Origin of the sequence: Pantoea pleuroti (genome assembly GCF_014156615.1) — a bacterium.
Classification (GTDB): Bacteria; Pseudomonadota; Gammaproteobacteria; order Enterobacterales; family Enterobacteriaceae; genus Pantoea; species Pantoea agglomerans.
In genome coordinates, this window is the sequence record NZ_SBFD01000003.1 from 350,779 (window position 1) to 375,363 (window position 24,585).

At 54.5% G+C, this 24,585-nt stretch carries 23 protein-coding genes; 6 read left to right on the forward strand and 17 right to left on the reverse strand.

What is annotated here, in order from left to right; translation table 11 throughout:
- Positions 1-699: 699 nt before the first annotated feature.
- Together EPG66_RS09190 and yfbR are read left to right on the forward strand one after the other, a co-directional pair.
- Positions 700-1,917 (forward strand): pyridoxal phosphate-dependent aminotransferase, encoded by a 1,218-nt coding sequence (locus EPG66_RS09190; protein ID WP_010258051.1) that lies wholly within the window; start codon positions 700-702, stop codon positions 1,915-1,917.
- A gap of 75 nt (positions 1,918-1,992) precedes the next feature.
- Positions 1,993-2,592: a 5'-deoxynucleotidase gene (gene yfbR / locus EPG66_RS09195; protein ID WP_182686600.1), complete on the forward strand. Its 600-nt coding sequence runs from the start codon at positions 1,993-1,995 to the stop codon at positions 2,590-2,592.
- Positions 2,593-2,621: 29 nt separating this feature from the next.
- On the opposite strand, the gene EPG66_RS09200 is transcribed toward yfbR, so the two are convergent.
- The 3 genes from EPG66_RS09200 to yfbV form a co-directional block, all read right to left on the reverse strand.
- On the reverse strand, positions 2,622-3,281 hold the full coding sequence (locus tag EPG66_RS09200; protein WP_031590607.1) for a sugar phosphatase: 660 nt from the start codon (positions 3,279-3,281) through the stop codon (positions 2,622-2,624).
- A gap of 13 nt (positions 3,282-3,294) precedes the next feature.
- On the reverse strand, positions 3,295-3,789 hold the full coding sequence (locus EPG66_RS09205) for a YfbU family protein (RefSeq protein ID WP_010671451.1): 495 nt from the start codon (positions 3,787-3,789) through the stop codon (positions 3,295-3,297).
- Positions 3,790-3,934: 145 nt separating this feature from the next.
- The gene (gene yfbV / locus EPG66_RS09210) at positions 3,935-4,387 is read right to left on the reverse strand and encodes a terminus macrodomain insulation protein YfbV (protein WP_031590606.1); all 453 of its coding nucleotides are present in this window, start codon (positions 4,385-4,387) and stop codon (positions 3,935-3,937) included.
- 337 nt (positions 4,388-4,724) lie between these two features.
- Here yfbV and ackA point away from each other — a divergent pair, with 337 nt between their 5' ends.
- Together ackA and pta are read left to right on the forward strand one after the other, a co-directional pair.
- Positions 4,725-5,927 carry an acetate kinase gene (gene ackA, locus EPG66_RS09215; RefSeq protein ID WP_010258040.1) on the forward strand — a complete coding sequence of 401 codons (1,203 nt, stop codon included), beginning with the start codon at positions 4,725-4,727 and terminating at the stop codon, positions 5,925-5,927.
- Between the two features lie 85 nt (positions 5,928-6,012).
- Positions 6,013-8,145: a phosphate acetyltransferase gene (pta, locus tag EPG66_RS09220; protein WP_031292718.1), complete on the forward strand. Its 2,133-nt coding sequence runs from the start codon at positions 6,013-6,015 to the stop codon at positions 8,143-8,145.
- A 109-nt stretch (positions 8,146-8,254) separates the two neighbouring features.
- Here the strand turns inward: pta and yfcD are convergent, their stop codons facing one another.
- The gene (yfcD, locus tag EPG66_RS09225; protein ID WP_010258035.1) at positions 8,255-8,779 is read right to left on the reverse strand and encodes an NUDIX hydrolase YfcD; all 525 of its coding nucleotides are present in this window, start codon (positions 8,777-8,779) and stop codon (positions 8,255-8,257) included.
- 108 nt (positions 8,780-8,887) lie between these two features.
- Positions 8,888-9,529, reverse strand: coding sequence for a glutathione transferase (gene yfcF / locus EPG66_RS09230; RefSeq protein WP_031590601.1), 642 nt, complete (start codon positions 9,527-9,529; stop codon positions 8,888-8,890).
- 182 nt (positions 9,530-9,711) lie between these two features.
- Between yfcF and EPG66_RS09235 the strand changes: the two genes are divergently transcribed.
- On the forward strand, positions 9,712-10,608 hold the full coding sequence (locus tag EPG66_RS09235) for a TIGR01777 family oxidoreductase (RefSeq protein WP_069025224.1): 897 nt from the start codon (positions 9,712-9,714) through the stop codon (positions 10,606-10,608).
- A 33-nt stretch (positions 10,609-10,641) separates the two neighbouring features.
- Here EPG66_RS09235 and EPG66_RS09240 read toward each other — a convergent pair whose 3' ends face one another.
- From EPG66_RS09240 to dalD, 3 genes are read right to left on the reverse strand one after another with little or no spacing between them, the layout of a single operon-like run.
- Positions 10,642-11,922 carry an MFS transporter gene (locus EPG66_RS09240; protein ID WP_069025225.1) on the reverse strand — a complete coding sequence of 427 codons (1,281 nt, stop codon included), beginning with the start codon at positions 11,920-11,922 and terminating at the stop codon, positions 10,642-10,644.
- Between the two features lie 27 nt (positions 11,923-11,949).
- Positions 11,950-13,419: a xylulokinase gene (gene xylB, locus EPG66_RS09245; protein ID WP_182686740.1), complete on the reverse strand. Its 1,470-nt coding sequence runs from the start codon at positions 13,417-13,419 to the stop codon at positions 11,950-11,952.
- 2 nt (positions 13,420-13,421) lie between these two features.
- Positions 13,422-14,810 (reverse strand): D-arabinitol 4-dehydrogenase, encoded by a 1,389-nt coding sequence (gene dalD / locus EPG66_RS09250; protein WP_182686602.1) that lies wholly within the window; start codon positions 14,808-14,810, stop codon positions 13,422-13,424.
- 195 nt (positions 14,811-15,005) lie between these two features.
- On the opposite strand from dalD, the gene EPG66_RS09255 reads away from it, so the two are divergent.
- Complete coding sequence (locus EPG66_RS09255) at positions 15,006-15,953, forward strand: sugar-binding transcriptional regulator (protein WP_182686604.1); 948 nt, start codon at positions 15,006-15,008, stop codon at positions 15,951-15,953.
- Between the two features lie 135 nt (positions 15,954-16,088).
- Here EPG66_RS09255 and hisP read toward each other — a convergent pair whose 3' ends face one another.
- The 9 genes from hisP to folC all read right to left on the reverse strand — a co-directional run bounded on the left by hisP (position 16,089) and on the right by folC (position 24,522).
- Positions 16,089-16,862, reverse strand: coding sequence for a histidine ABC transporter ATP-binding protein HisP (gene hisP, locus EPG66_RS09260; RefSeq protein WP_115757945.1), 774 nt, complete (start codon positions 16,860-16,862; stop codon positions 16,089-16,091).
- An 8-nt stretch (positions 16,863-16,870) separates the two neighbouring features.
- Complete coding sequence (locus tag EPG66_RS09265; protein WP_010258010.1) at positions 16,871-17,587, reverse strand: ABC transporter permease; 717 nt, start codon at positions 17,585-17,587, stop codon at positions 16,871-16,873.
- The gene (locus EPG66_RS09270) at positions 17,580-18,269 is read right to left on the reverse strand and encodes a histidine ABC transporter permease HisQ (RefSeq protein WP_182686606.1); all 690 of its coding nucleotides are present in this window, start codon (positions 18,267-18,269) and stop codon (positions 17,580-17,582) included. The genes EPG66_RS09265 and EPG66_RS09270 overlap by 8 nt, the downstream gene beginning before the upstream one ends.
- Before the next feature lie 182 nt (positions 18,270-18,451).
- Positions 18,452-19,234, reverse strand: coding sequence for a lysine/arginine/ornithine ABC transporter substrate-binding protein ArgT (argT, locus tag EPG66_RS09275; RefSeq protein ID WP_010258004.1), 783 nt, complete (start codon positions 19,232-19,234; stop codon positions 18,452-18,454).
- Positions 19,235-19,493: 259 nt separating this feature from the next.
- Positions 19,494-20,063, reverse strand: a complete 570-nt coding sequence (locus EPG66_RS09280) for a UbiX family flavin prenyltransferase (RefSeq protein WP_010258003.1) — start codon at positions 20,061-20,063, stop codon at positions 19,494-19,496.
- A gap of 112 nt (positions 20,064-20,175) precedes the next feature.
- Positions 20,176-21,693: an amidophosphoribosyltransferase gene (gene purF / locus EPG66_RS09285; RefSeq protein ID WP_010258001.1), complete on the reverse strand. Its 1,518-nt coding sequence runs from the start codon at positions 21,691-21,693 to the stop codon at positions 20,176-20,178.
- A gap of 37 nt (positions 21,694-21,730) precedes the next feature.
- Positions 21,731-22,216, reverse strand: coding sequence for a colicin V production protein (cvpA, locus tag EPG66_RS09290; RefSeq protein WP_182686608.1), 486 nt, complete (start codon positions 22,214-22,216; stop codon positions 21,731-21,733).
- 265 nt (positions 22,217-22,481) lie between these two features.
- Positions 22,482-23,264 carry a cell division protein DedD gene (gene dedD / locus EPG66_RS09295; RefSeq protein ID WP_033772302.1) on the reverse strand — a complete coding sequence of 261 codons (783 nt, stop codon included), beginning with the start codon at positions 23,262-23,264 and terminating at the stop codon, positions 22,482-22,484.
- Positions 23,254-24,522 (reverse strand): bifunctional tetrahydrofolate synthase/dihydrofolate synthase, encoded by a 1,269-nt coding sequence (gene folC / locus EPG66_RS09300; RefSeq protein ID WP_182686610.1) that lies wholly within the window; start codon positions 24,520-24,522, stop codon positions 23,254-23,256. The genes dedD and folC overlap by 11 nt, the downstream gene beginning before the upstream one ends.
- Between the last annotated feature and the right edge of the window lie 63 nt (positions 24,523-24,585).

Sequence of the window (24,585 nt, forward strand, 5' to 3'; positions counted from 1 at the left end):
GTGGGATAGAAAGCACACTTTACGGGCTATCAAAGCGAAGCGGCAAAGTGCACTAAATAATAAATTATACTTAATCATTTTTGACTTCAAAATGGAAATGATTTTGTGAAAAGCGCTGTAAATTTTGTACTAAAGGCATTTCCAGACCCTTATGCCACATTATTGATCACTTTTTAAGCCTTCAGCGTTCTGAAATTTAGTGAGGAAGTGTTAAGTACGGCTCACAATCCTGCAATAAAGGTGCCATATGAAGCTCTGCTTTTGGCACTTTTCCGGCGAACACAAGGCCTTAAACGCGCCACTCTTAAGCAGCGTTAAGGCGTAATCTTTAGGCACGTTCTAAAATCGTCCATAATTTGAACATTTATAAAATATCCTTTAACTATTTCTCTAAGTGTATATTTCAGGTGCAAAGAAAAGTTCCATTTCAATAACTTCCAGATAGCGTTCATGATGCTAAAGCCATATGTCGGTTCAGCAGCGCTTTGGACAAGTTAAAATGCTGCATTAATGCCAATTTATGGTTTCATTAACCAGTTTACGCGACAACAAATATTTTTTACGCTGCGCACCGGGCAAAAAGTTGTTGAACCCGCCAAAACGGGGCGGCACCCTTCTTTTGTGACTGTCAGGAGAGTACATTGTGCTGGTTGGATTTCTGTGGCAGCCAAAAGGATTCTGCCCATTAAGGCGGTAACAATGACTTTTCAAATTGATAAATCCGGAAAACTCGATAACGTCTGCTATGACATCCGTGGCCCGGTACTGAAAGAGGCTAAACGCCTCGAAGAAGAAGGTAACAAAGTTCTGAAGCTGAACATCGGCAATCCGGCGCCGTTTGGTTTTGAAGCACCGGATGAGATACTGGTCGATGTTATTCGTAACCTTCCCAGCTCTCAGGGCTATTGTGACTCCAAGGGTCTCTATTCCGCCCGTAAAGCGATCATGCAGCACTACCAGGCGCGCGACATGCGCGATGTCACCGTAGAAGATATCTACATTGGCAACGGTGTTTCAGAACTCATCGTGCAGGCGATGCAGGCGTTACTGAACAGCGGCGACGAAATGCTGGTGCCGGCCCCCGACTATCCGTTATGGACGGCTGCGGTTTCCCTCTCCAGCGGTAAAGCAGTGCACTATCTCTGTGACGAATCAGCAGGCTGGTTCCCTGACCTCGATGATATCCGCAGCAAGATAACGCCTCGTACCCGCGGCATCGTGATCATCAACCCGAATAACCCCACTGGCGCGGTCTACAGCAAAGAGCTGCTGTTAGAGGTGGTTGAAATTGCGCGTCAGCATAACCTGATTATTTTTGCCGACGAGATCTACGACAAGATCCTCTATGACGATGCACAGCATCACTGCATCGCAGCGCTGGCACCCGATCTGCTCACTGTCACCTTTAATGGCCTTTCTAAAACCTATCGCGTTGCCGGTTTCCGTCAGGGCTGGATGGTACTGAATGGGCCGAAGAAACATGCTAAAGGCTATATAGAAGGGCTGGAGATGCTCGCCTCGATGCGCCTGTGTGCCAACGTACCAGCGCAGCATGCGATTCAGACGGCGCTGGGCGGCTATCAGAGCATTAGCGAATTTATCATGCCGGGTGGTCGTCTCTACGAGCAGCGGCAGCGCGCCTGGGAGTTGATCAACGACATCCCAGGCGTCAGCTGTGTGAAGCCACAGGGCGCGCTTTATATGTTCCCGAAAATTGATGCCAAAAAATTCAACATTTTCGACGATCAGAAGATGGTGCTGGATTTTCTGCTACAGGAGAAGGTGTTACTTGTTCAGGGCAGTGCCTTTAACTGGCCGTGGCCCGATCACCTGCGCATTGTTACGCTGCCTCGTGTGGATGATCTTGAGATGGCGATCAATAAATTTGGCCGCTTCCTGCAAGGCTATCGTCAATAATCAGGCCCGCGTATACTGACGCTATTTGGGGAGAGCCAGAGTCTGTCTCTCCCCCGCCAGCCAACAGGAACGCTCATGACACAAAGCCACTTCTTTGCTCATCTCTCCCGTCTTAAGCTGATCAATCGCTGGCCGCTGATGCGCAATGTGCGCACCGAAAATGTCTCCGAACACAGCCTGCAGGTCGCCATGGTGGCGCATGCCCTGGCCCTGATCAAAAACCTCAAATTCAACGGCTCACTTAATGCCGATCACATTGCCATGCTGGCGCTTTACCACGATGCCAGCGAAGTGCTCACCGGCGATTTACCGACTCCGGTAAAGTATTACAACGCGCAGATCGCCCACGAATATAAGAAAATCGAGAAGATTGCTCAGCAGAAGCTGATTGAGATGCTGCCTGAAGAGTTTCAGGCGATCTATCGCCCGCTGATCGATGAGCATCTGCACAGCGAAGAGGAGCAGGCGGTTCTGAAACAGGCGGATGCGCTCTGTGCATATGTAAAATGTCTTGAGGAGTTGTCTGCCGGGAACAACGAATTTTTACTGGCCAAAGCGCGGCTGGAAAAGACCCTGGCACTTCGGCGTTCACCGGAGATGGATTACTTCGTTGAGGTGTTTATTCCGAGCTTCAGCCTGTCACTGGATGAAATCTCGCAGGATACGCCACTCTAAGCCCGGCGGTCTGGCCGCCGGGCCAGCCCTTAAACCTGCTGACTGAAGGTAAAGCTACCGTCAGACTCGCGGGTTATCACCAGTGACGCCAGTGAGTCGAGCTGAAGCGCCACCTCATCCAGTCGGGGTGTCTCCGCCGGCGCATTGATGGCAATCACCGCACAGCCAGCATTCAGGCCGGATAAGATGCCGGCAGGTGCATCTTCTGCAACCACGCACGATGTCGCCGCTAATTCCAGCTTCTCCGCGCCAAGCAGGTAGGGATCGGGTTCCGGTTTGCCTTTAGCCACCTGTTCAGCGGTAATAAACACGGCGGGCTTCGGTAATCCTGCGGCTTTATGACGTGCATGTGCCACCGGCACCGAACCGGAAGTGACAATCGCCCAGGGAATCTGCAGTTCGTTCAGCCGGTTCAGCAACGCGTTGGCCCCTGGCAGCGCCTGCACACCGTCGGTGTCCGCCGCTTCAGCCTGCTCCAGCGCGACAAACTCCGCCTGAATAGCCTCTTCCGACTGGCCTGCCATGAAATGACGCAGAGAGGTAATCGCCTGTTTGCCATGAATGAAATCCAGGATCTCATCAGCCGCGATGCCATGACGGGCACCCCACTGGCTCCAGGCTCGTTCAACCGCTGGCAGTGAATCCACCAGCGTGCCGTCTAAATCAAATAGAAAACCTCTGTAGGTCACGCGCTCCTCCTCATCAGGCATTAATCACTTGCGCAATTTCGTTTGCACTTAAATGGTACTGGCGCGGACAAGTCTGCCACAAAGCTAACATCCGTTGATACTTTTCCCACATCGGGGTCTGCGCATTAAAACCATGGGTGCCGGAATCGAAGTGGGTATAACGCCCTTCTGTATTGACCATAAAACGGACGTAACCAAGCAGTCGCGCTTCCGTTGCCGCATCGAAGCCCAGAAAGGCGAGACGGCGCTCTTCAAGCTCACCTTTCTCTTTAAGGTTCGACCAGGAGACGTGGAGTGCGTGATGCATTTCCATAATATCGATCACCGTCCGGCAGATCGCTTCGCTAAGTTCGCCAAACTCTTTGTCCAGCTCCCGCATCTGCAGCGCATAACCGCGCTCGATGATGGTCTGGTAACGGCGAAAACGCTCCGCATTTTCCGGCTCAAGCATGGCCATCATTTTGTACTGGTTAGTGAGAATCAAACGCTGCGCATGGGTCATTTCCATCATTTACTCCCGGTCAGAGACCGCTCAGTTAATCGACAATGGAGAAATGATTGCACAGCGTTAGCGACACGGAAATCGCCGTATCACCATTCTTTGATTTGGCCGCAGGTTAGCGGTAAATATTTTACCGCCAGCCCGGGATGGGTCAGAGATCGTCGAGGAAAGTGCGGTCGAGTTGTTTGAACGCCCGCTTTAACAGATCGGCCAGCGCCTGATAGGTCGGCTTGCCTTCTACTGGCGCAGTCGCCTGCCCCGCTTCTTCCAGCCGGGCACGAACTTCATGAAACCAGTTAAGCAGCGTCGGCGGCAGCGGCGTCACTGAACGCTTCCCCAGCCACCATAAACCCTGCATCGGCAGGCTACAGGCAAACAGCGCGGTCGCCACGGCCGGGCCTAACTGACCGCCCATCGCGATCTGCCAAGTCAGCGTAAAAATCGCCAAAGGGGGCATAAAGCGAATAGCAAAACGCGTTGCTGAAGAAACACGGTTTTCCGGGAACATGGGTGCCAGGCGCTTATCAGCCGGCCAGGTCTTCATATAGTGTTGGCCGCGCTGAAACATCCGAAACCAATTGGTACTGCCAGATTCATTCGCCATGGCTCACCTCAACTAATGCTGTAAAAATTAAAAAATAGTTATAACCACACAACTTTACGTGACATCCTTCAATTATTTTTGTCTTTAAAGGTGACTCCAGCTATTCTGACGCCGTTTTACCACCTTTCCGGAAGCGGATTGCGCCTTTGGGAAGAGGCCTGAGCCAGGTTTAGACAAGGCAATTTTCAAATTTTCGCGTAAGATTGCCGAAATTTTTTGCGGAAATGCAGAATTCTGTCTACCGCATGATGTTTGTCATTAATCTACCAGCTTTCATGGGCTACGCTGTTAGTCTGATTGCGTTTTATTTAGCCACTCTCAAAAAATAGGTACTTCCATGTCGAGTAAGTTAGTTCTGGTTCTGAACTGTGGCAGCTCTTCCCTTAAGTTTGCCATCCTCAACCCTGCCAGCGGTGAAGAATTCCTGTCTGGCCTGGCGGAATGTTTCCACCTTCCTGAAGCCCGCATCAAATGGAAGCTGGAAGGCGAAAAACAGGAAGCGCCTCTGGGTGCTGGCGCAGCGCATAGTGAAGCGCTGAACTTTATCGTTAAAACCATTCTGGCACAAAAACCTGAGCTTTCGGCACAAATTGCTGCAATCGGCCATCGTATCGTTCATGGCGGCGAGAAGCTGACTCAGTCAGTCATCATTACTGAGGAAGTGGTACAGGGCATCAAAGACGCCTCTTCTTTTGCACCGCTGCACAATCCGGCTCATCTTATCGGTATTGATGAAGCGATGAAAAACTTCCCTCACCTGTCAGATAAGAATGTCGCGGTATTTGACACCGCTTTCCATCAGACAATGCCGGAAGAGTCTTATCTCTATGCGCTGCCGTACAAATTGTATAAAGAGCATGGCGTTCGTCGCTATGGCGCGCATGGCACCAGCCACTTCTATGTGACCCACGAAGCGGCCAAAATGCTCAACAAACCGCTTGAGTCACTGAATATTATTACCTGCCACCTCGGTAACGGCGGTTCTGTCTCTGCCATTCGCAACGGCGAGTGTGTGGATACCTCAATGGGCCTGACCCCACTGGAAGGCCTGGTGATGGGTACCCGCAGTGGCGACATCGACCCGGCAATTATCTTCTTCCTGCACGATACGCTGGGTATGAGCGTCGATGCCATCAATAAACTGCTGACTAAAGAGTCTGGCCTGTTAGGTCTGACCGAAGTCACCAGCGACTGCCGCTACGTAGAAGATAACTACACCACTAAAGAAGATGCGAAGCGCGCAATGGATGTCTTCTGTCATCGCCTGGCGAAATATATCGGCAGCTACACCGCGCTGATGGATGGCCGCCTTGATGCCGTGGTATTTACTGGCGGCATCGGTGAAAACGCCGCGATGGTTCGTGAACTCTCACTGAAAAAACTGGCGCTGCTGGGCTTTGACGTCGATCACGATCGCAACCTGGCGGCCCGTTTCGGCAAGTCTGGTTATATCAATAAAGAAGGCACCCGCCCGGCGCTGGTGATCCCGACCAACGAAGAGCTGGTCATCGCCCAGGACGCCGCGCGTCTGACTGCGTAAACACTTCTCTCCGTCAGCTCAGGCTGACGGAGTTGTTTTTGACACCCTGCCATTACTGAGAGGTTCAAACGTGTCACGTACAATTATGCTCATTCCGACCGGCACCAGCGTCGGCCTGACCAGCGTCAGCCTCGGCGTTATCCGCGCCATGGAGCGCAAAGGCGTTCGACTCAGCGTCTTTAAGCCGATTGCTCAGCCGCGTACCGGCGGCGATACGCCGGATCAAACCACCACTATTATCCGTAAGAACTCTTCGATTCCTGCCGCTGAACCGCTGCAGATGTCACGTGTTGAATCACTGCTGGGATCGAACCAGCAGGATGTGCTGATGGAAGAGATCATCTCCCGTTACCATGCCAACACGCAGAATGCTGAAGTGGTGCTGGTTGAAGGTCTGGTCCCTACCCGTAAGCATCAGTTCGCCAACGCGCTGAACTATGAAATCGCGAAAACCCTGAATGCGGAAATCGTCTTCGTGATGGCGCTGGGCAATGACTCTCCGGCACAGCTGAAAGAGCGCATTGAACTGACGCAGAGCAGCTTCGGCGGTCAGAAGAATAAAAATATCACTGGTGTGATCATCAATAAACTCAACGCGCCGGTCGATGATCAGGGGCGTACCCGCCCTGACCTGTCAGAAATTTTTGATGACTCGTCAAAAGCCAGCATCGCCAATATCGATCCTAAGCAGCTGTTCTCAGACAGCCCGCTGCCGGTACTGGGCTGCGTGCCGTGGAGCTTTGATCTGATCGCCACCCGCGCAATCGATATGTGCCGTCACCTGGACGCGCGCATCATCAACGAAGGTGAGATTCAGACCCGCCGGGTTAAATCGGTCACCTTCTGCGCCCGTAGTATCCCGCACATGCTGGAGCATTTCCGCCCAGGCTCACTGCTGGTGACTTCCGCAGACCGCCCGGATGTGCTGGTCGCCGCCTGCCTGGCCGCCATGAACGGCATTGAGATTGGCGCTATCCTGCTGACCGGTAACTACGAGATTGACGATCGCATCGCGCGCCTCTGTGACCGTGCCTTCCAGACCGGCCTGCCGGTGTTTATGGTGAAAACCAATACCTGGCAGACCTCTCTGAGCCTGCAGAGCTTTAATCTTGAAGTGCCCGCTGACGATACGCAGCGCATCGAGAAAGTGCAGGAATATGTTGCCAGCTACATTAATGCTGACTGGATTGAGTCACTGACCGCCACGTCAGAGCGCAGCCGTCGCCTGTCGCCACCGGCCTTCCGCTATCAGCTGACTGAGCTGGCGCGTAAAGCGGGCAAACGCGTGGTGCTGCCAGAGGGTGATGAGCCGCGTACGGTCAAAGCGGCCGCTATCTGTGCTGAACGCGGTATCGCTACCTGCGTACTGTTAGGCAACCCGGATGAGATTCAGCGCGTCGCTGCGGCTCAGGGTGTCGAACTGGGCAAAGGGGTTGAGATTGTTGATCCGGAACAGGTGCGTGAAAACTACGTGCCGCGTCTGGTCGAGCTGCGTAAGAGCAAAGGCATGACCGAAGTGGTCGCCCAGGAACAACTGGAAGATAACGTGGTGCTGGGCACCATGATGCTGGAGAGCGGCGAAGTGGATGGCCTGGTTTCAGGTGCGGTTCACACTACCGCCAACACCATTCGTCCGCCTCTGCAGCTGATCAAAACTGCGCCTAACAGCTCACTGGTTTCATCGGTGTTCTTTATGCTGCTGCCGGAGCAGGTGCTGGTTTACGGTGACTGCGCGATTAACCCGGATCCCACCGCTGAGCAGCTCGCTGAGATCGCTATTCAGTCAGCCGACTCTGCTAAAGCCTTTGGTATCGATCCACGTGTTGCGATGATCTCCTACTCTACCGGCACGTCAGGTGCAGGCAGCGACGTTGAAAAAGTGCGTGAAGCAACGCGTATCGCGCAGGAAAAACGTCCTGATCTGGTTATCGATGGTCCGCTGCAGTATGACGCCGCGATCATGGAAGATGTGGCGAAATCGAAAGCGCCAGATTCACAGGTTGCCGGTCGCGCCACCGTGTTTATCTTCCCGGATCTGAACACCGGTAACACCACGTATAAAGCGGTACAACGTTCAGCCGATCTGATCTCAATCGGGCCGATGCTGCAGGGTATGCGTAAGCCGGTTAACGACCTGTCGCGCGGTGCGCTGGTTGATGACATCGTCTATACCATCGCCTTAACCGCCATTCAGTCTCAGCAGGCTGAACAAGGCTAAGCGTCAGGTAAGAACAAAAAAGGCATGCCCCAGGGCATGCCTTTTTTTCGCCGGTAACAGAGCCGGAGGCTTTAACGCGGATCGCTGAGACGTGTTAAAGCGCCTGTTTTCAGGCCCGGTTATCACCGTTGCGGCTCATCCACAGAGAGAGCGCTTTCAGCGAATCGTCAGTGAACTCATCACAACGTGCGGTGATCTCGTCGGGCGTCATCCAGATAATCTCATCGACTTCCGATTCCTGCATGGCGAATGGCCCGTGTGACACACAACTGAACAGTCCGCCCCAGACGCGACAGTGCTGATCTTCGAAGTAGAATTTGCCATGCTCAGCAAACGGCACCGCGGCAATTCCTAACTCCTCTTCCGCTTCACGTCGCGCAGACTCCAGCATATCTTCACCGCTCTGCACCACGCCGCCTGCGGTTGCGTCCAGTTTGCCCGGCATAAAATCTTTTATCTCAGTGCGACGCTGCACCAGAATCTTGCCCATACCGTCATGAACCACAATATAGGTAGCGCGGTGACGCAGGCACTCAGCGCGCATCTGCGCACGTGTTGCCTGAGCAACAACTTCATTCTCTTCGTTTACGATATCGACCCACTCGATGCCGTCACCCGCAGTTTGATCCACCATCCGTAACCCTTTCCTGTTTGGCGTACACTTGGGTACGCAGTTTGCCACGTCGTTATTTTTATGTGGCGTAAGGTAATCACTTCCGTCAGCCTGAGCAAGCCCTGGCTGTTACCGATTTTTACCACTTTCTGCTAACCACAGCTGTACAGAGGCTCGCTGCCACTGAAACTCAGCATAATCCCGCAGACGTGCAGGCAAGGGATCACCATGCAATACCAGCCGGTTAAGCATCACCGCCAGATCGGTATCCGCAATTGACCACTCGCCAAACAGGTTCTGTTGCCCGTCCGGCAGCAGGCGATCGACGGCCATAACGAGTTTATCCACCGCCTGCTGCGCTGATGCGGTCAGCGGTGAAAAGCGCTCACCGGCAAACAGCACTTCTGTGGGACGCTCCTGGCGTATCCACAGGAAGTCACTGCGAAGCCAGGCCTGAATCTCTCTGGCGCGGGCACGCTTCTCGCGGTCGCGGGGATAGAGGCGCTCAAACTCGGGCGCCGGAAAGCGCTCTTCAAGATATTCGGTAATCGCCGAGGATTCGCTTAACAGGAACGCATCAATCTGCAGGGTCGGTACCCGGCAGGTCAGCGACAGCTCGCGGTAAGCCGCGGCGTATTGCTGATTCTGCGACAAATCGACGCGCTTCAGCTGAAAAGGGATCCCTTTTTCGGTAAGAGCAACATAGGCCGACATGGCGTAAGGACTGAAAAATGATGAATCTGACCACAGGGTGATGGACGGATAATTCATCGGTTACCTCAATTGGCTGTCAGGGTTGCATCATGTTTACCGATTTTTTTTTGGGAAGGCAACGCTGAGCTGATCCGATCTCTTCCTCCGGAATAAGAAAGCGCGACGCGACTCACGATAGAGTGGCTCGACTCTTCTATGCTGAAAGGTGCAAATAACAAAAACATCAAGGGAGCCGCAACATGCATATTCTTATTACCGGTGGCACGGGACTGATTGGCCGTCATCTGATTCCGCGCCTGCAACAGCTGGGACATCAAATCAGTGTGGTGACGCGTGACGTGGTCAGCGCACGTGAAAAACTGGGCGAGGAGGTCGCGCTCTGGTCAGGGCTGGCGCAACAGTCGAACCTGGATACGATCGATGCGGTCATTAATCTGGCAGGAGAACCTATTGCCGACAAACGCTGGACGGAGCCGCATAAACAGCAGCTGTGTGAAAGCCGCTGGCAGATAACCGAGCAGATCGTCTCACTGATCAACGCCAGCGCCACGCCACCGTCCGTGTTGATCTCAGGTTCGGCAACCGGCTTTTATGGCAACACCGGCGATCTGGTGCTGACTGAAGAGGATCAGGGTCAGGATGAGTTTACTCATCAGCTTTGCGCCCGCTGGGAGCAGCTGGCGCTCGCGGCTGAAAGCGAACGCACCCGCGTCTGTCTGCTGCGTACCGGCGTGGTGCTGGCGCCTGAGGGCGGTGCACTCAGCAAAATGAAGCTGCCCTTTAAACTCGGCATCGGCGGGCCAATTGGCAGTGGTAAACAGTACATGCCGTGGATTCATATTGACGACATGCTAAACGCCATTATCTGGCTGCTGGAGCATGACGATCTGCGGGGTCCGTTCAATATGGTCGCTCCCTACGCGGTGCGTAACGAGCAGTTTGCCGCCACCCTGGGCCGGGTTATGCATCGCCCGGCCTTTATGCGCACGCCTGCCAGCGCCATTAAACTGATGATGGGCGAATCGTCGGTACTGGTGCTGGGAGGACAGCATGTGCTGCCAAAGCGGCTGGAAGCCTCAGGCTTTGGCTTCCGCTGGTACGATTTGCAGGAGGCGTTGCAGGATGTAGCAGGATAAACATACGGCGGCCCTGGGCCGCCGTATGTTCAGTTAGTTACGCTGCTCTGCTACACGCGACTTCATCACCTTCTCTTTACGCGTGTGCCCCGGTTGTGGCACACGAATAATAAAGGTCAGCACGCCAGCGAACACGTATAGCCCGGTATAGGCCCATACCACACCGACAATGTCGAAGAACGGCAACATGACTGAGGCGATAGCCGGTGCCACAAAGTTACTGAGTCCTGCGGAGAGGTTGTAAATCGAGACCGCAGCGCCTTTGTGATGCGGTTCCAGCGTGGGAAATACCGCGGTCATCGGTACAAACGCGGCGACAAAAATTCCCAGCATTACCGCAGGGATTAATGCGACCCAGAAGTTATGACCCGCATACAGCGGCAGATAATAAAAGGTCAGGCTGGAGATGGCCATCCCCAGGCAACCAAACCAGCGCACCTGACGGATCCAGCCCAGCTTCTCTCCCGTGAGGCCCCAGAAGATATTCGTAAATATAGTGACAAAGAAGAACACCGCCCAGATTTGTAGCCATTCAGAGATGGTAAAGCCGAGACGATCGACAAACAGCAGTGGCATGATAATGGCGAAACCAAACAGCGACAACGTGTTGATGATGCGAATCAGGCAGGCATAAAACACATGCTGATTGGTGAACAGGATGGTCACGGCACGCGCCATCTCTGTCATCTTGTCACGCATCGGCAAATTCACACGAGAGCGATCCACCGGTACCTTGCGCAGACTGAAGTATGCGAGGATCCCACCACAGGCCACCCAGATAATAGCCAGCCACAGCGTTCCGGTTTCCCCCAGCATCGGGATGGTCAGACTTGGCAGATAGCTGCCAATCACCCCGATGCCGACAGAATACATCGCCCAGAACCAGCCAGTCGCCGCCGCCAGTTTTTCGCGCGGTAAGACCTGCACCAGCATCATCATGAAAGAGTAGATAAACAGCGGATAAGCCAGCCCGCGAATGCCGTAGAACAGCACCATCAGCGGATAGTTGCGCAGGCCAAGCCCCAGCGACATAAACAGCGTATGCATCACGATCCATAACACAAAGCCAATCATCATCGCGCGCTGCGGTGTGATCAACTCGGCTACCACGCCAGATGCCCAGGCCGCCAGGGCTGCCGCTAAGCCATAGAAGGTGAATACGACTGCAGACTGCGCGGGCGTAAAGCCCATATCGGTGATATGGCGCGACAGAAACGCCATTTCAAAGCCATCACCCGCCATAAAGATTGCGATAGCGAGGAAACCCCAGAACATCTTTTTCGGTAAGCCAAACCAGTATTCGTTCGATTGCATCACAATTACCTTCTGTCTGGTTAGTCGTTATGCAGGCAGCAAGCTGCGCACCTGTTGTTGCTGGATGTAAAGTTCCCGGAACAGACACAGCCGCTTTTGCAGCACAGCACCGCGCGTCTCGTCCGGTTGGTAGCGCGCCTGCACAGCTGGCTTCAGACACACCTTATGCTCAGGGCCGCCATCAGCCAGCCACGCTAAACGTGCCGCACCCAGCGCGCCAGATGCGCTGGCGGGATGGGTAACAATGGGCAGTTGCAGCACATCGGCAATCAATTGAGCCCACAATGTGCTACGTGCGCCGCCCCCGGTCAGGCTGCACTGCTGAATGTGATGCCTGGCATCGCCGAGCACCTTCAACCCATCAGCCAGCCCAAATGCCACGCCTTCAACCACCGCATAGCCCAGCAAGGCGCGCGGGGTTTCATGGCGCAGATTGAAGAAAGAACCGGAGGCGTCAGGATCGTTATGGGGTGTGCGTTCACCAGACAGATAGGGCAGGAAAACCGGGGCGCTACGCACTTGCTCATCACTGAGCTGGGCCATCTCTTCCATCAACTGGCTTTCACTAACCGACAGCAGATTGCACAGCCAGCGCAGACAACTGGCGGCGCTAAGCATCACACTCATCTGGTGCCAGCGGCCCGGTAACGCATGGCAAAAGGCGTGCACCCCGAATTGAGGGTCAGCCCGTAAGCGGTCGTTTACGACAAAAATCACACCGGAGGTACCCAATGAGATAAACGCATCACCGGGATTCACCGCCCCCACACCAACTGCCGATGCGGCATTATCACCGCCGCCTCCCGCGACAGTAACCGCAGTAGATAAGCCCCACTCGCTCGCCAGTGTCGGCTGCAGGCGTCCACTTATTGCACTGCCTTCTACCAGTTCAGGCATTTGGGCACGCTTCAGTCCGGTGATGGCCAGCAGTTCGTCCGACCAGTCACGCCGGGAGACATCGAGCCACAGCGTTCCGGCCGCATCCGAAGGCTCACTGACAAAGCGCCCGGTAAGACGCCAGCGCAGATAATCTTTCGGCAGCAGGACCTTATCGATGCGACTGAAAATTTCTGGCTCATTTTCCGCGACCCAGTGCAGTTTCGGCAAAGTGAAGCCGGGCATAATCATATTGCCGCTAATTTCCATTATCCGGGGATAGCTCTTCCGTAGCCTTTCACACTGCGGTGCACTGCGCGTGTCGTTCCAGAGGATACACGGACGCAGCACCTTCCCCCCGGCATCCAGCAACACAGCCCCGTGCATCTGTCCCGATAATCCAATAGCGCGAATCGCGGCCCATGCCAGAGGAAACTGATGACGTAATCCCGCCAGAACCTCGCTGCAGGCTTGCCACCAGCATTCAGGATCCTGTTCAGCCCAGTGGGGATGGGGACGCTGCACGTTCAGCGTGGCGTGCTGAGACGCCACAATCTCACCGTGCGTATTAATGATCAGCGCTTTAAGCTCTGAGGTGCCGATATCAATGCCGAGATACATCATTACACCGCCGCCAGTTCAGGCTGATTCAGCCACTGCTGCAAACTCGCAACACGGCGAGTGACTAACTCATGAAACGCCTTATCAGATGCCAGTTCCGCAAACAGCGCGCTATCACTCAGGTACGCATGGAGCGGATCGGCGCTGGCGAACTGCTTACGTAGCGTATCGGCCTGTAGCGCACCGTCCTGATAGCGATAGGGTAAATCGTCATTGGCCCATCGCTGCATAAACAAGAAGAACAGTGCCGGAATCACCGCCGTTGCGGTGGGCTGCGCACCGCGCTGGTAGCACTGTTGCAGGGTTGGCGTCACCATGCCGGGAATTTTGGATAAACCATCGGCACCGACGCGCTGATTGGTATCTTTAATGTAAGGATTACTAAAGCGGGCCAGCACCACGTCTCGATAATCCGCTAAATCAAGCGGGCTGGGAGACAGAGAGGGGATGACATCCTGGGTCACGTAGTCGTGAGCCAGTTGATAAATCGCCGGATGGCTGGTGCTCTCATCGATATAGTTCAGACCAATCAGTGTGCCCGCCCAGGCAATCGCAGCATGTGTCGCATTGAGGATGCGAATTTTCGCCTCTTCCCACGGCAGTACCGATTCCACCAGTTCAACACCGACCTTTTCCAGCGCCGGGCGCCCGGCAATAAAATCATCCTCAATGACCCACTGAATAAAAGATTCGGCCATTACTGCTGCGCCATCCTGTTTGCCGATCGCCGCCTGCACGCGTTCTGCCACCTCCGGAGTAGGACGGGGTGTAATGCGATCGACCATAGTATTCGGTGAACGGGTTTGCGTGCGCACCCAGTCGGCCAGCGTGGTGTCGCCTTTGGCTGTAAGAAACGCCAGGAAGGCGTCACGGAAACGCTCACCATTGTGCCGCAGATTGTCGCAGTTCAGCAGCGTAACCGGCGCACCGCCTTGCGCAACACGTTGTGTCAGAATATGGCTGAGTGCGCCGTAGAGGGTACGGATATCGCCCCCCAGATCGGCCTTCACATCTGCCTGATTAAGATCCAGGGTAAACGCGGGCGTCAGGTAGTAACCCGCTTCGGTCACGGTAAAGCTAATTACACGCGTTTCCGCGCTGGCCCCCTGCTCAATCAACGCACGGATATCACTGTCCCAGGGCAAAATTTTGCGCAGCGAGGTGATGGTTTCGTAGTCGCGCTTACCTTCAGGCGTCACGGTTTCCAGCACATATTCTCCCTGCTGCGCCGCGAGCTGATTGAGCAGCGGCACTGCGTCATTACGGATATTGCCGAGCGCGATGCTCCAGCGTTCATCACCCTGCTCACGCAGTTTATGCAGATACCACGCCTGATGTGCCCGATGAAAAGATCCCGCGCCGATGTGCATCCACACTGATTGGTTGTTCATAATCGCCTCATTTAAACATTTGCCACACTAAAGGGCATTTGCCCGATGACGTGTAGCATAGTTCCCATTACGAAGATCCTTCTGCGAGCTGAGTCACAAATAATACTTTTGCCCTTTTTACGGGCTTTTGCTCAGTTAGTGCTTTTCGTGCCGCACGGCGTTAAGATGTCCCCTCGAATTCGACGGAACACCGTGATGAGCAGAGAAGAGAAAAAGCAGGAGCTGGCCGCACGTGCTGCATGGATGTATTACGTCGCAGGCGTGACACAGCAGGAGATTGCGCAGGCATTGGGATTGTCACGACAGGTAGCGCAGCGTCTGGTATCCAGTGCACGTGAAATGGGCATGGTGAACGTAAAAATTGATCATCCCGTCACGCACTGCCTGCAGCTGGCGCGTGAGGTACAGGCGAAGTTTGGTCTGGATTTGTGCCGCGTTGTGCCATCGGCCAGTCTGAAAGATGAAGCTATTCAACAAATGCTGGCAGTTGAAGGCGCGGCGGTGATGACACAATTCATCAATGAGGAAACGCCTCAGGTGTTCGGTATTGGTTCCGGTAAAACCCTGCGCTCAATGATCGATGCACTACCCTGGGTTGATCGCCCGCAGCATCATTGCGTCTCCATGATTGGTGCCATCGCACGAGATGATTCCGGTACACGCTATGACGTACCGTTGAAGATGGCCGAAAAGATGCAGGGTAAGTATTTCTTTATCCCTGCGCCCTTATACGCCGACACCCCAGAGGATAAAGCGATGTGGGTTCAGCATAAGGTTTACCAGCGCGTCATTGATCGCGCATTACAGGCGGACGTGGCCTTTGTGGGTATTGGCGAAGTGATGCCGGGCTGTCCTTTGAATGCCGAAGGATTCATCACAGATGCGCAGGTCGAGGCGCTAAATGGGCGCGGCGTGGTAGGCGAAATGCTCGGTCACTTTTTCAATCAGCAGGGTGAACGGGTGTGGGGGGAAACGGATGAGCTACTGACCAGCGTGCGACTGGAAAGCCAGACTCAGCGTAAAATTATTGGCTTTTCGGGTAGCGAGCGCAAGTATCCAGCAATCCGTGCCGCATTACAGGGCGGCTGGGTATCGGGACTGGTGACTGATGAGGATACGGCGCTGAAGCTACTGCAAAAGTGATATCTCAGCTTAGATGAAGAGTGCGAGGGCAGAACGCAAAGATGATGCAAAATCTCAAATGCTTCTTGCACTTATTCTGCGCAGGGCACGTTATGCCGGTACCCTGATTCCCTCGTCTTAACTAATATCTGACCCTTACTTCAGCGAGCCCTTGAGGAACTGCTGTAAACGCGGGCTTTTTGGGCTGCCAAACAGTTCCGCAGGCGGCCCCTGCTCTTCGATTTTGCCCTGATGCAGGAAAATGACATGGCTGGAGACGTGGCGGGCAAATTCCATCTCGTGGGTCACGACCACCATGGTTTTGCCCTCCTCCGCCAGCTTCTGCATGATGCGCAGTACTTCCCCGACCAGCTCCGGATCAAGCGCCGAAGTGGGTTCGTCAAACAGCAACACTTCTGGCTCCATCGCCAGCGCGCGCGCAATCGACACACGCTGCTGCTGACCGCCGGAGAGGTGAACCGGATATTTTGCCTGCGCCCGCGCATCAATCCCGACTTTATCGAGGTATTTAATGGCACGCTCACGCGCTGCCGCTTTGCTCAGCCCCAGCACCTGAATCGGTGCTTCCATCACGTTTTCCAGCACGGTCATGTGGCTCCACAGATTAAAGTGCTGGAATACCATGGTCAGGCTGGTACGTAACGCGCGCAGCTGCTCTTTGTCAGCCACTTTAAGCTGACCATCTTTGTCACGGACTAAGGTGATTTGTTGGTTATTCACCATGATGCTGCCTTCACTCGGTTTTTCGAGGAAGTTGATGCAGCGTAAAAAGGTACTTTTCCCTGAGCCGGACGATCCAATGATACTGATCACATCGCCCGATTTAGCAGTTAACGAGACCCCTTTCAGCACTTCATGTTCACCGTAACGCTTATGCAATTCGGTGACGCTTAATTTATTGTCAGCCATAGTTCTACTCAATGCGATGAAGAGGGTTTCACGTGGGCCAGCCAGCGACGTTCCGCCAGGCGGAACAGGCTGATCAACACGTAAGAGATAATCAGGTACAACACAGCCGCCAGACCAAAGGCGGTAAACGGCTGATAGGTTGCCGAGTTAATATCCCGCGCGATTTTCAGCAGATCCGGCACTGTGGCGGTGAAGGCCAGCGCCGTGGAGTGCAGCATCAGAATCACTTCGTTGCTGTAGGCCGGCAGAGCCGTGCGCAGCGCCGATGGCAGGATAATGCAGCGATAGAGTTTAAAGGTGGAGAAGCCGTACGCCCGAGCCGCCTCAATCTCACCGTGTGGCACCGAGCGAATCGCACCAGCAAAAATTTCCGTGGTGTAGGCGCAGGTGTTGAGGGTGAAGGCGAGCAGCGTACAGTTCAGACCACTGCGAAAAAAGGCATTCAGCAGTTCTGTGCCTTTCACAATCTCCAGCGTGTACATGCCGGAGTAGAACACCAGCAGCTGCACATAGAGCGGCGTGCCACGAAACACATAGGTGAAGAGCCAGACCGGAAAGCTGATAAACCGGTTAGGGGAAACCCGCGCTATCGCCAGCAGGATTGCCAGACATCCACCAATGGTGACCGAGAGGATCAGCAGCCACAGGGTGATAGCCACACCGGTAAAACGATAACCGTCAGTCCAGAGCAGCGATTTCCAGTATTCCTGAATAATATCAATCATAACTCGCCCTCTTCACACCCACCGTATAGCGCCGGTTGAGCCACCACAGCACACCGTTTGATAGCGTGGTGAACACCAGATAAATCACACCGGCCACAATGGCGAAGTAGAACGGCTGCCAGGTACTTTTCCCTGCCAGTTGCGTCGCCTTCACCACATCTTCCAGCCCCAGCAGCGAGACCAGCGCGGTGGCTTTCAGAATCACCTGCCAGTTGTTGCCGATGCCTGGCAGCGCGTAGCGCATCATGGCCGGAAACAGAATGCGGCGGAACACCTGCGCGCTGGTAAAGCCAAACGCGGTTGCTGCTTCAATCTGCCCCTGAGGCACGGCCATAAAGGCGCCGCGGAACGTTTCGGTGAAGTAGGCACCATAGATAAAGCCGAGCGTGATGATACCGGCGACCATCGGGTCGATATCAAACTGCGCCATGCCCAGCGCATCGGTTATCTGGTTGAGGACAATCTGCAGACCGTAGAAGATCAGCAGCATCAGTACGAGGTCTGGCACGCCACGAATCAGTGTGGTGTAGCCTTCAAAAATCATCGCCAGTGGCCGGCTGCGCGACAGTTTCGCGCCTGCGCCAATCAGGCCCAGCAGCACTGCAAGCACAACGGAAGTGAGCGCCAGCTCCAGCGTCACCAGCGTGCCCCGAAGAATTACATCAGAATAGCCATACAGCATCGAAAGGGTCCTGTCGTGGGGTGAAAACGAAACGCTGCCCGCCAACAATCGACGGGCAGTTTAGCTTTACCTCTCTGTTGCAGATGCCATCCGCCACCAGCGGAAAAGAACCCGATTCTGCACCTGGCAGAACCGGCTCAGACCCGGCAAAAACGGATACAGAGGGTAAAGCGACAGGATGGTTAATCGCCGTACACGTTGAAATCGAAGTATTTCTTCGCAATCTTGTCGTAGGTGCCATCTTTACGCATGTCAGCAAAGGCTTTGTCGATGGCGGCTTTCAGTTCGCTGTCATCTTTACGCAGTCCCATGCCGGTACCGACGCCAAAAATCTTGTCATCTTTCACGGCCGGACCGGCGAAGGCGTAATTTTTACCGACCGGCTGCTTCAGGAATCCTTCGCTGGCCTGCACTTCGTCCTGGAAGGCTGCATCAATACGACCAGCATTCAGATCCTGATAGACCAGATCCTGGTTAGCATAAGGCGTGACGTTCACCCCTTTTGGCCGCCAGTTCTGATTGGCGTAAGTTTCCTGCGTGGTGCCCTGCAGCAAACCGATATTTTTGCCTTTCAGCGACTCAATGGTCGGCTCAATTTTCGACCCCTTCGGCGCGACTAAACGCGCGTTAGCGGCGTAGAGTTTTTCCGAGAAGGCGATCTCTTCCTGACGTTTAGCTGTGATGGAAAGTGAGGAGATGATGGCATCAATTTTCTTCGCTTTCAGCGAAGGGATCAGCGCATCAAAGTCGCTCTCAACATAGGTACATTGGGTATGAATACGTTTACAGATTTCGTTAGCGAGGTCGATATCGAAGCCTACTAACTTGCCTTGCGCGTTTTTCGACTCAAACGGTGGGTAAGTTGGATCTGTGCCGATACGGATCGAACCCGGAACCGCCGCGAAAACGCTGGCAGCACTGGATAAGCCCAGCATCAGGGAAAGAGCCAGAACACGCTTTTTCATAGATTACCCTCAAGTGAAGTGCTTTTTGTTATGTGGTTCGTGATGTGTTTGCGCAAAGTAATTTGCATGTTTCATGCCAGTTCTGCAAGTTAACCACGCTGTTAGCGTGATGTCAGACAGGCGAAAACGCTGTGTTTGTGAGGGGAATATAGCAGTGAAGTAAAAGAGAAAAAGCGACGTTGTTAACTTTTGGTGCATCAAATGCACGAAGAGTGATCCGAGGCGCGCTTATGCACTAAATAAGTGCGCCAGCGGAACTTTATGCACCCTGCCAGCGCGTGAAGAGATCTTCCGATAATTCGATATCAAACTGGTCGATAACCCGGTTAACGGTCTGATCGATCAGCTGATCGATCGTTTCAGGCCGATGATAAAATGCCGGTACAGGTGGCATGATGATGGCACCCAGCTCTGCGGCAGTGGTCATCATTCGCAGATGGCCAACATGCAGCGGTGTTTCGCGCACGCACAGCACCAGCTTACGCTGCTCTTTTAACACCACGTCAGCCGCACGGGTCAGCAACGAGTCACTGTAACTGTGGACGATGCCAGAGAGCGTTTTCATTGAGCAGGGTAAAATCGCCATGCCCAGCGTTTTAAACGATCCAGATGAGATATTTGCTGCAATATCGCGCACGTCATGCACCACATCGGCCAGCGCCTGCACGTCACGCAGCGAATAATCGCTCTCCAGCCCCAGCGTCTGACGCGCCGCCTGACTCATAACCAGATGCGTTTCTACTTCTTCCACCTGCTGCAACACCTGCAGCATGCGCACGCCATAGATCACCCCGCTTGCGCCAGAGATGCCAATGATGAGTCGTTTCATATTCCAACCTTATGTCAGCCAATGGGCCATCATACGCGGCCTGCGGGTTTCTGAAAACAAACAGGGCGGGATTGCTCCCGCCCTGTTTTATGCTGCCCGCCTGCTGAAGGTATCAGCCTTCGTTGTGCAGCTCGAGGTTTTCGACTTCGTTCTGCCGCTGAAGTGCTTTGGCATCATCATTACGCAGCGATTCAAGATACTCCAGATATTGCTGATCGACATCTTTCGTCACGTAAATGCCGTTGAACACCGAGCACTCAAATTGTGCAATGTCCGGATTCTCTTCGCGTACCGCTTCGATCAGATCGTCCAGATCCTGGAAGATCAGCGCATCGGCTTTAATCAGCTGGCGAATCTCTTCCACTTCACGGCCATGCGCAATCAGTTCCGTGGCGCTGGGCATATCGATACCGTAGACGTTCGGGAAACGAATTTCCGGTGCCGCTGACGCCAGATAAACCCGTTTCGCGCCCGCTTCACGCGCCATCTCAATGATCTGCTCTGAGGTGGTACCGCGAACAATAGAGTCATCCACCAGCAGCACATTTTTATCACGGAATTCGGCGCGGTTAGCGTTTAGCTTGCGGCGCACCGCGCTACGACGTAACTGCTGACCCGGCATGATAAAAGTACGGCCAACGTACCGGTTCTTCACGAAGCCCTGACGATAGGGTTTGTCGAGAATACGTGCAATTTCCAGCGCGATATCGGTGGAGGTTTCAGGGATCGGAATCACGACGTCGATATCGAGATCTTCCCACTCGCGCGCAATTTTCTCACCCAGCTTGGTGCCCATACGGACACGGGCGCTGTAGACCGAGATTTTGTCGAGGAAGGAGTCGGGACGCGCAAAATAGACATACTCGAACAGGCACGGATTGCTTTTCGGATTTTCAGCGCACTGGCGGGTAGAGAGCTGGCCCGCTTCAGTCACATAAACCGCTTCACCCGGTGCGACGTCACGGATGAACTCAAAGCCCAGCGTATCCAGCGCCACGCTCTCGGAGGCGACCATATATTCGGTGCGACCATCAGCGATAACGCGCTTGCCCAGTACCAGCGGACGGATACCGTTAGGATCACGGAAGGCGACCATACCGTGGCCGATAATCATCGACACCACCGCATAGGCACCGCGCACCTGCTGATGCACGGCAGCAACCGCAGCAAAGATGTTGTCGGCTGTCAGCGGATCGTTTTGAAAACGATCTAACTCCTGCGCAAAAATGTTCAGCAGGATTTCAGAATCTGAGGTGGTATTAACGTGACGGCGGCCCTTTTCAAACAGGTGCTTACGCAGCACGTGGGCGTTGGTCAGGTTACCGTTGTGCGCCAGGGTGATGCCATACGGGGAGTTTACATAGAATGGCTGCGCTTCAGAGGCACTGGAGCTTCCCGCGGTTGGATAACGCGCGTGACCGATCCCCATATTGCCCTGCAGACGCTGCATGTGGCGTGCTTCGAAAACGTCGCTGACCAGGCCGTTTGCCTTTCGCAGGCGAAAACATTTCAGCGCATCGATAGTACAAATGCCTGCGGCATCCTGCCCGCGGTGCTGGAGCACCGTTAACGCGTCATAGATCGACTGGTTGACCGGCATGAAACCGGTGATACCGACAATACCGCACATGTTGTCATTTCCTCATTAAGCCGCACTCCCGGTCACATCACCGGGGTAAAAAACTCGACGTGCTTTTCAGGTAATCAAAAAACCACCTGATTATATAACTGAACTCGGGAATGAGTTGAGACTGTTGCCAGTCCGGACTTTTGGAAAACCCAGTGAATGTATCGAGGAAGAACAGCAAAGCGGCTACGATCAGCACACCACGCAACGCCCCGAAACAGACGCCCAACACCCGGTCGGTTCCCGACAGGCCGGTTTTTTCCACCAGCGTGCCGATAACGTAGTTCACAATGGCCCCCACAATCAGGGTTGCCACAAACAGCACACCGATGGCGATACCGTTACGAACCAGTTCGTCGTCAAAACCTGTAAACCAGACTGCAAGGTAGGCGTAGTAACGACTGGCGACAAAAAACGCGCATCCCCAGGTAACAAGAGATAAGGCTTCCCGGACAAACCCACGGACCAGGCTGACCAGAGCCGAAAAACCAACTACCGCAATAATGACGTAATCAATCCAGATCATGAACTCTTCCAGCGCCAGTGCAATTGCACCCCTGCATCCAGTTCGGGGCGCATTCTAACAGAAAAAGAAAACGTTTGCGTAGCGGTTTTCTTTTTCTGCATCCATAAAAAAGGCGATGAAAAAAAACGCTATCGCCCGGGTGATTCTCAGCCGGACAGGCCGTTGAAAATCGTCACTATGTTGCGCGGCAGCACGCTTTAAACGCGCTGCCTGATGGGCAAAAGACGCTGCCTGTTACTGCTATCGGCAGCGCCAATCGCCCGTTTTAGCGGGCGCTGTATGGCTTCACGACACCGCCCAGTCCGGAGATGCTTTTCAGCTCGCCAACTGCACTCTGCATTTTGGCTTTCGACGCATCCGGCCCAACGTAAATGCGGGTGATCTGACCCTGTACCGGCGTTGAAGGAACGGTAAAGGCGCGATAGCCCGACAGCCGCAACTGCGCGACAATCTCATTCACTTTGCTGGCGTTTTTCAGCGCACCTAACTGCACCACATAAGCCTGCCCTGCCGGCGCTGTCGTCTCTGCTGATTTTGGCGCCTCTTCCTGCTTCGGCTGTTCGACCACTTTAGGCTGTTCAACCGGTTTAGGTTTAGGCTGCTCCACGGCTTTTGGCTTCTGCTGTTCGACTGGCTTCTGCTTAGGCTGTTCTGTTACTTTCGGTTTCTGCTGCTCAACGACCTTCGGCTTCGTCACCGTCTGTGCGGGCACAGACTGATGGACCGGCGGCGGCGAGACCACTACCGGATCGCTCTCGTCTTCCGGTTGAGTCCGACCCTGCTCTGCCGTAGCGTTGGTTTTACCGTTGCCATTGCTGCTGCTGACCGCATTGCCCGCGCCTTCCGGCGGCTGTGCCGGCAGCGACTGAGTTACCGGCGGCACCATTTCGCTGTCCTGCTGATCGTCAGGTTTCGGCACCAGCGGAATGGCGGCGAACTCCTCTTTGTAATGCTTTTTCTGACCATCCAGCAGCCCTGGCAGCACAATCACGCCAACGGCGACCAGAATAACGGTGCCGACTAAACGGTTCTGAAACTTACTTGCCACGTCCTTTCTCCGTTTCAATCGATTCCATGACCTGTGCAACTGTGTGGAATGAACCACATACCAGCACAATGTCCTGCGGCGCTGCCCGCTGGCGTGCCTGCTTCCAGGCGAGCTCAACCGAACTAAAAGCCTCGCCCTGCGACAGACTGGTCAGCAGTTGCTCAGCACTGGCGCCGCGCGGACCCTCAAGGGGCGCGCAGTACCAGGCATCGACTACCGGTGCCAGCGCCGCCAGCGTACCGGCGATATCTTTATCATGCAGCATGCCCACTACGGCATGCACTTTGCCGCGTTTCGGCAGTGCCGCCAGCCGCGACGCCAGATACGCTGCCGCATGCGGGTTATGGGCGACATCCAGAATAACGCGTGGTGATTCGCTGAGGGTCTGAAAACGGCCTGGCAGCATCGCCAGCGGCAGGCTGGCGCGAATCTGCGCCTCACTGACCTCAAGCCCGGAGACCCGCAGCGCCACCAGCGCGGTCGCCGCGTTAGGCAGCGGCACCTGCGGCAGCGGCAGATCGTTCAGCTCACCTGTCGCATCACGCAGTGACCAGCTTTCTGCCTGCGCATGCCACGACCAGTCACGGTTGCGCTGCAACAGCTGCGCACCTTTTTCCTGTGCGACCAGGGCAATACTCTGCGGCATATCCGGTTCACCCACTACCGCAGGTTTTCCTGCCCGGAACACACCCGCTTTTTCACGCCCGATGCTTTCACGATCCGGGCCAAGCCAGTCGGTGTGATCGAGCGCAATGCTGGTAACCACCGCGACATCGGCATCCACGATGTTTGTCGCATCCAGCCGTCCGCCGAGGCCGACTTCGAGGATCACGACATCCAGCTGCGCCTGGCGGAACAGATTCAACGCGGAGAGCGTGCCAAATTCAAAATAGGTCAGCGAAATATCTGCACGTCCGGCTTCAATCTCCGCAAAACTGGCGCAGTGCTGCGCTTCACTCAGCTCCTCTCCCTGAACCCGAACGCGCTCGGTATAGCGCACCAGATGCGGTGAGCTGTACACGCCAACGCGGTAACCCACGGCGATCAGCAGCGTTTCCAGGGTGCGACAGGTGGTGCCTTTGCCATTAGTACCGGCCACGGTAAAGACAAAAGGAGCGGGTTTCAGCAGGTCGAGACGAAGCGCTACCTGACGAATACGGTCCAGACCCAGTTCAATGGCCTGAGTATGCAGGTGCTCAAGATAATAAAGCCACGTGGCCAAAGGCGACGTGGCTTGGGGAAGGTGAAGATTGTCCATATGTCCCGTTTTGCTTATTTATACCTGGCAGGCTGCTGCTGCGGTATACGGTGCATTGGTAAG